This window comes from Pseudophaeobacter sp., from assembly GCF_039971195.1.
Lineage (GTDB): Bacteria > Pseudomonadota > Alphaproteobacteria > Rhodobacterales > Rhodobacteraceae > Pseudophaeobacter.
This window is the reverse complement of record NZ_JBDWPJ010000059.1, coordinates 1-5,285: the sequence shown is the minus strand read 5'-3', so window position 1 is coordinate 5,285 and position 5,285 is coordinate 1. Positions and strand designations below refer to the sequence as shown.

Sequence of the window (5,285 nt, the reverse complement as noted above, 5' to 3'; positions counted from 1 at the left end):
GGTGTTATCTTCAGCCGGAGCCGGCACGGCCTCGCGGCTTGAAACCGCATCGGGTGTCAGCGACGCAGGCGCGCTGGCCGCCAGGCTGCGCCGGGTCATTTCCGTCAGAATCTCCGCGCCAGAGGGTCCCAGTAAGACGCTGCCCTCGGGGGCATAAAGCGCCAGCAGGACCAGATGATTGTTGAGCACAAAGGCGCCGCGCCAGTGTTCGGCGCTGGCGCCTTTTCCGGCACCGCCCATGGCGCTGTGGCCGGGCCATTGCAGTCGCACCAGCGGCAACAGGCCCTTGTCATCATAATAGAGCAGCTTGGCGCCCTCGGCGCTTTGGGCAAGATCAGTTGCTGAGAGTGCCGTGGTATCGCCTGCCGGACCAATAGTGGCGGTTATGACGGCAGCACGGTTGCGGCCAAACAGGCTGCCGCCCTGCAACAGGTTACAGCGCGGCAGCAGGACAAAGCCGCCGTCCGGGTCGTGGCGCAACATGGTGGTGTCGATGCAGTGTCCGGCGGGTGCCACCAGGGTGACGGCTCCCTGTGCAAAACGGGCCTGGGTTTTGGTTGACCGGCTGGCGGTCTCGTCAAAGGCACCACTGGCTGCGGCAAAGGCAAAACCGGTCTTTGATGCCGGGCTGCAGGCAGAAAGGCCACAAACCAAGGCCAGTGCCAGGGCTCGCGGAGCTGTAACTCGGCCTGCCCCAGACCTTAGATCAGAGAATCGCTGCGCGACTCGGGGCTGGTCATAGGGGGGCTGGCTCAGCCCTGATGGCCGACTCGCTTTAGCAATTGTCATCTCTGCCGGTCTTCTGGCCTTTTGGGCCAGCCTCTGTTGCCCCGCCTGGGGTCTGTTGTTGTAAGCACCGCAATAATTTCACCTTTTATCCGGTGCAAGTGCGAAGAAGCGTGAACTGGATCACCTTGCCTTTGGCGATTATGGTGCATAGCGACGCCAGGTTTTGTCCCAGTGATCCAATTTCTGGTGGCACCAGCAAGCTGGTGTCCCCCGCAAGACCTTATCATGCAGCTTTTATGCCACAAGGACCGGCTATGCCCCCCACGCTGTTTTCATTTATCTGGCGCTATTCAAAGCGACAGCAGCTTGGTCTGTTGGCGTTGACCCTGCTGATCTTTCCCTTCCTCTACGCCACGTTGGAGCTGCCCAAGCGGATCATCAACGATGCCATTGGTGCGCCTGATCCCGTGGTCATGGTCTGGGGCCAGCAGATGAGCCAGGTCGAATACCTGCTGCTTTTGTGTTGCGGGTTTCTGGCTGCCGTGGTGGTGGCCGGGGGGCTGAAGATGCGGCTCAATACCGCCAAGGGGGTGACGGCCGAGCGGCTGCTGCGGCGGCTGCGCTATACGCTGATCAACCGGATGATCCGCTTTCCCAAACCCTATTTCCGCACCACCAGCCAGGGCGAGCTGGTCTCGATGATTACCTCCGAGAGCGAACCGATGGGCGGGCTGATGGGCGATGCCCTGGCGCAGCCGGTGTTTCAGGCCGGGCAGATGCTGACCATCGTCGCTTTCCTGTTCATGCAAAGCGTCTGGTTTGGCCTGGTCTCGATCGCGCTGATCCCACTGCAGGCCTGGCTGATCCCGATGCTGCAACGCCAGATCAACCTGTTGAACAAGGACCGCATTCAGGAGGTGCGCGCCCTGGCGGCCGAGATTGGCGAGACCGCAGCGGGAATTTCGGATCTGCGCGGCAATGGCGGCTGGCGCTTTCGACTGGCACAGATTTCTGACCGGTTGGGGCGCCTGTTTGATATCCGCCGCCGGATCTACAACAGAAAATACTTCATGAAGTTCCTCAACAACCTGATCGGCCATATGACGCCTTTCGTGTTCTATTCGGCGGGCGGGATACTGGCGATCCGGGGTGAGATCACCGTGGGGGCGCTGGTGGCTGGGCTGGCGGCCTACAAAGACCTGTCGGCGCCATGGAAAGAGCTTTTGACCTATTACAACCAGTTGCAGGATATGGGGCTGCGCTGGGCAATCATGACCGAACGCTTTGCCCCCAAGGGGATGATTGATGCCAATCTGATCGAGGGCAGCCCGGATGATCTGCCGCATCTGCGCGGTGATGTGATCTTTCGCAATGTCTCGCTGCGCGACGCTGAAGGCAATATGGTGCTCGAAGATCTGTCGCTGACCATCCCCGAAGGCGCGCGGGTCGCGGTGCAGAGCGGCAGTGATGCAGAGCGGGCGGCTTTTGCCCAGCTGCTGACCCGCGAAGTGCTGCCGACGCGGGGCTCGATCACCATGGCCGGGCACCGGCTGGAGGCGCTGCATCAGGAGGCGATCGCGGCGCGGGTGGGCTATGCCTATTCGCATCCCTATCTGTTTTCCGGCTCGCTGGGGGACAATGTGCTGATGCCCCTGCGCAGCACGCCGCAGCTGCCCAATCCATCACCGCAGACCCAGCGCCAGATGGCAGAGGCTCTGCGGGCAGGCAACAGCCCGGACCCGCTGGAGGCCGATTGGGTCAATCCGGCGCTGGCCGGGCTGGGGTCAGAGGGGGATGTGCGCGACTGGTGGTTCCAGCTGGTGCAGGCCATGGGGGTGGATCAGCAACTGTTCCGCCGCACCCTGCACGCACAGTTGCAGATGGGCAGCCATCCGATGTTGGAGCAGCATATCGTGCGGCTGCGCCCGCTGATCAAACAGCGCCTCATCGAGGCCGGACTGGACGGGGTGGTTTATCATTTTGAGCCTGACAGCTTTAACCCGGCGGTGCCGCTGGCCAGCAATATCCTCTTTGCCGCCGCCACTCGCGATATTGCTCCCGAAGAGCTCTTGGCGCCGGGCAATCTGTTTTATCAGGTGATCCGGGACCAGCAATTGGCGGCGGAAACCCTTGGGATTGGTCTGGGTGTGGCCGAGACCTTGATCCAGACCTTTGGCCGCGAGGATCTCGACCATCCGTTGTTTCAGCGCCTGGGGCTGGATGAAGAGCTCTACTGCCGCCTGTGCAGCGCCGCCGAGGAATACGCGGCCCTGGACAGCAAGGGGTCGGGGCGGGGCAAGGACAAGACCCGCAACCTGAGCGAGCCCGCACGGGCGGCGCTGATGACAATCCCCTTCCTGCTGTCTGCGGAACAGATCGGTCCTGGTTTCCCCGAAGGTTTCAAGGACCGCATCCTGAAAATCCGGGCGTCCAGCAGTGCCGATTTGGTGGCGCGCTCCAAAGGCCTGTTCGCAGCCTTGCTGCCCGAGGGCTATGTGCCGCGCCTCTCCGTGTTGGAAAACGCGCTGTTTGGCAAAATCTCACTGCATGCGGGCGACAAGGCGCATCAGGTCGAGACCCTGGTGAGCGAGGTTGTTTCGGCCTATGGGCTGCAAAAACGCCTGGCGCTGATCCTTTATGACCTGCCCACGGGGCTGGGGGGATCGCTGCTGGACCCGGTGTTTCAGGAACGCGCGGCCTTTACCCGCGCCGCCATCAAACGCCCGGATGTGCTGATTTTGGACCGGGCTCTGGCCAGCCATGATTCCGACAGCCGCCTGCGCACCCGGGCGCGGCTACAAGAGTTGATGCCCTTGACCACGATGATCTTTCTGGAGGATGAGTTCCGTCATCCTGAACGCTATGATCTCTTTGTCGAGATCCGCGACGGGCGCATAGATGGCCGCACTGACGGTATTGAGCGCCGGCAAACAGACCGCCCCGAAGGGGTGGCGGCTGAAGACTTCCGCCAAAAACTCGAGGTGATCGCCCGCGCCGATCTCTTTGCCCAGTTGGATTCGCGCAACCAGCGCCTGTTGGCCTTTTCGGCGCAGTGGCACCGGGTGAGCGCGGGCGAGATGATCTTTGGTCGCGGCGAAAGCGGCGATGCGGTTTACCTCTGCCTTGAGGGCCGGGCAGAGCTGTTGTGGCCGGATGCGCCAGAGCTAATGTCGCCGGTGGCGGTGATTGAGCCGGGGCGGTTGATTGGCGATCTGGCGGTGATCCTGCGCCAGCCACGTGAAATGGACCTGCGCGCCGCCGAGGATTGCCTGTTCCTGCGCATCGGCGCCGAGGAATACCGCGCCGTGATCGAAAGCGACGCAGGCGTTGCTACGCAGCTGCTTGAAACGGTTTCCGGCCATCTGGTGGCGCTGGCAACCAAGGTCCGGGCAGCGGGCTTGCCAGCAATGGGCTTCTCGGGTGAGATGCCGCCGGAAGATGTCGCAACAACAGCGTCACAGCCCACGCAAGAGGACAGGCCAGAATGACAGCAAGATCCGCCTATGCAGCGCATGAAGCCCTGGTGGCCCCGGCGCGGCCCAAATCGCAGATCTGGCGTCTGTTGGCCGCAATCGCTCTGATTGCGGTGGTGATCTATGTGCTCAGCTTCGGGGCCTTTATGCTCATGCTGCAGGCAGGTTCTGAGGTCTGGCTGCAGCATATGATCAAAGGTGACACGCCGCTGGCGATGCTGGTGATCTTGCTGACGTTTTTCTCAATGATGCTGGGGGTCGGCCTGGCCGCACGTTTGTTGCAGCATCGCTCCTTTGTCAGCCTGATCGGGCCAGCCTCCCTGTTCACCCGACAATTTGCCCGGGTCTTTGGTGGGCTTGTGATCTTGCTGCTGGTTCTGCTGGTCCTGCCACCCTACGATTTTGGTGCCCCTCTGGTGGCAAACCTGCCCTGGCAGCTCTGGCTCACCCTGCTGCCACTGTCGCTGGGGGCGGTGCTGGTGCAGGTCAGCGCCGAAGAACTGGTGTTTCGCGGCTATCTGCAACAGGCCTTTGCGGCGCGGTTTCAAAATCCGGCGATCTGGCTTTTGCTGCCCTCTGCTCTGTTTGGCCTGCTGCACTACATGCCGCAAGAGGCCGGCGACAATGCCTGGCTGCTCTGCCTTTGGGCCATGGGCTTTGGCGTGTTGACCGCTGATCTGACAGCCCGAGCCGGCACCCTGGGCCCGGCCATTGCGGTGCATTTTTTCAACAACATCGTTGCCTTGCTTATCGTGGCCTCACCCAGCAGCCTCTACGGCCTGTCGCTCTACCTGCTGCCTTATGAGATGTCGGACGTCGATCAGCTGCGACCCTGGCTTGTGGTGGACTGCGCCATGATGCTGGTCTCTTGGCTGGTGGCACGGCTGGCGATACGGCGCTGATTGCATTTCGGTGCAAGGCACCTTATCTGGGGTGCCAAACCGGCCCCCGCTAGAGGCATGATATGAACTGGATCACCAACTACGTCCGCCCAACGATCAACTCGCTGTTTTCGCGTCGCGAAGTGCCCGAGAATCTTTGGCAGAAATGCAGTGAATGCGGCACCATGCTGTTTCACCGCGA

At 61.8% G+C, this 5,285-nt stretch carries 3 protein-coding genes and 1 pseudogene; 3 read left to right on the top strand and 1 reads right to left on the bottom strand.

The genetic code is table 11. From position 1 onward, the window contains the following. Positions 1-789, bottom strand: a 789-nt coding sequence (locus ABJP42_RS05100) for a hypothetical protein (RefSeq protein WP_348338946.1), incomplete at its 3' end; no start/stop codon positions are given. Between the two features lie 254 nt (positions 790-1,043). Between ABJP42_RS05100 and ABJP42_RS05095 the strand changes: the two genes are divergently transcribed. From ABJP42_RS05095 to ABJP42_RS05085, 3 genes and pseudogenes are all read left to right on the top strand, one after another. After that, entirely contained in the window at positions 1,044-4,217 is a 3,174-nt protein-coding gene (locus ABJP42_RS05095) for an ABC transporter transmembrane domain-containing protein (protein WP_348338944.1), read from the top strand. Then, on the top strand, positions 4,214-5,104 hold the full coding sequence (locus ABJP42_RS05090; RefSeq protein ID WP_348338943.1) for a CPBP family intramembrane glutamic endopeptidase: 891 nt from the start codon (positions 4,214-4,216) through the stop codon (positions 5,102-5,104). Before ABJP42_RS05095 ends, ABJP42_RS05090 begins: the two co-directional genes overlap by 4 nt. Before the next feature lie 62 nt (positions 5,105-5,166). Continuing rightward, positions 5,167-5,285, top strand: a pseudogene (locus ABJP42_RS05085) (acetyl-CoA carboxylase, carboxyltransferase subunit beta); the annotation flags it as partial.

Excerpts from the sequence above, each read along its gene's own strand:
- ABJP42_RS05090 (WP_348338943.1), top strand. The coding sequence starts at position 4,214 with ATGACAGCAAGATCCGCCTATGCAGCGCATGAAGCCCTGGTGGCCCCG.
- ABJP42_RS05095 (WP_348338944.1), top strand. The coding sequence starts at position 1,044 with ATGCCCCCCACGCTGTTTTCATTTATCTGGCGCTATTCAAAGCGACAG.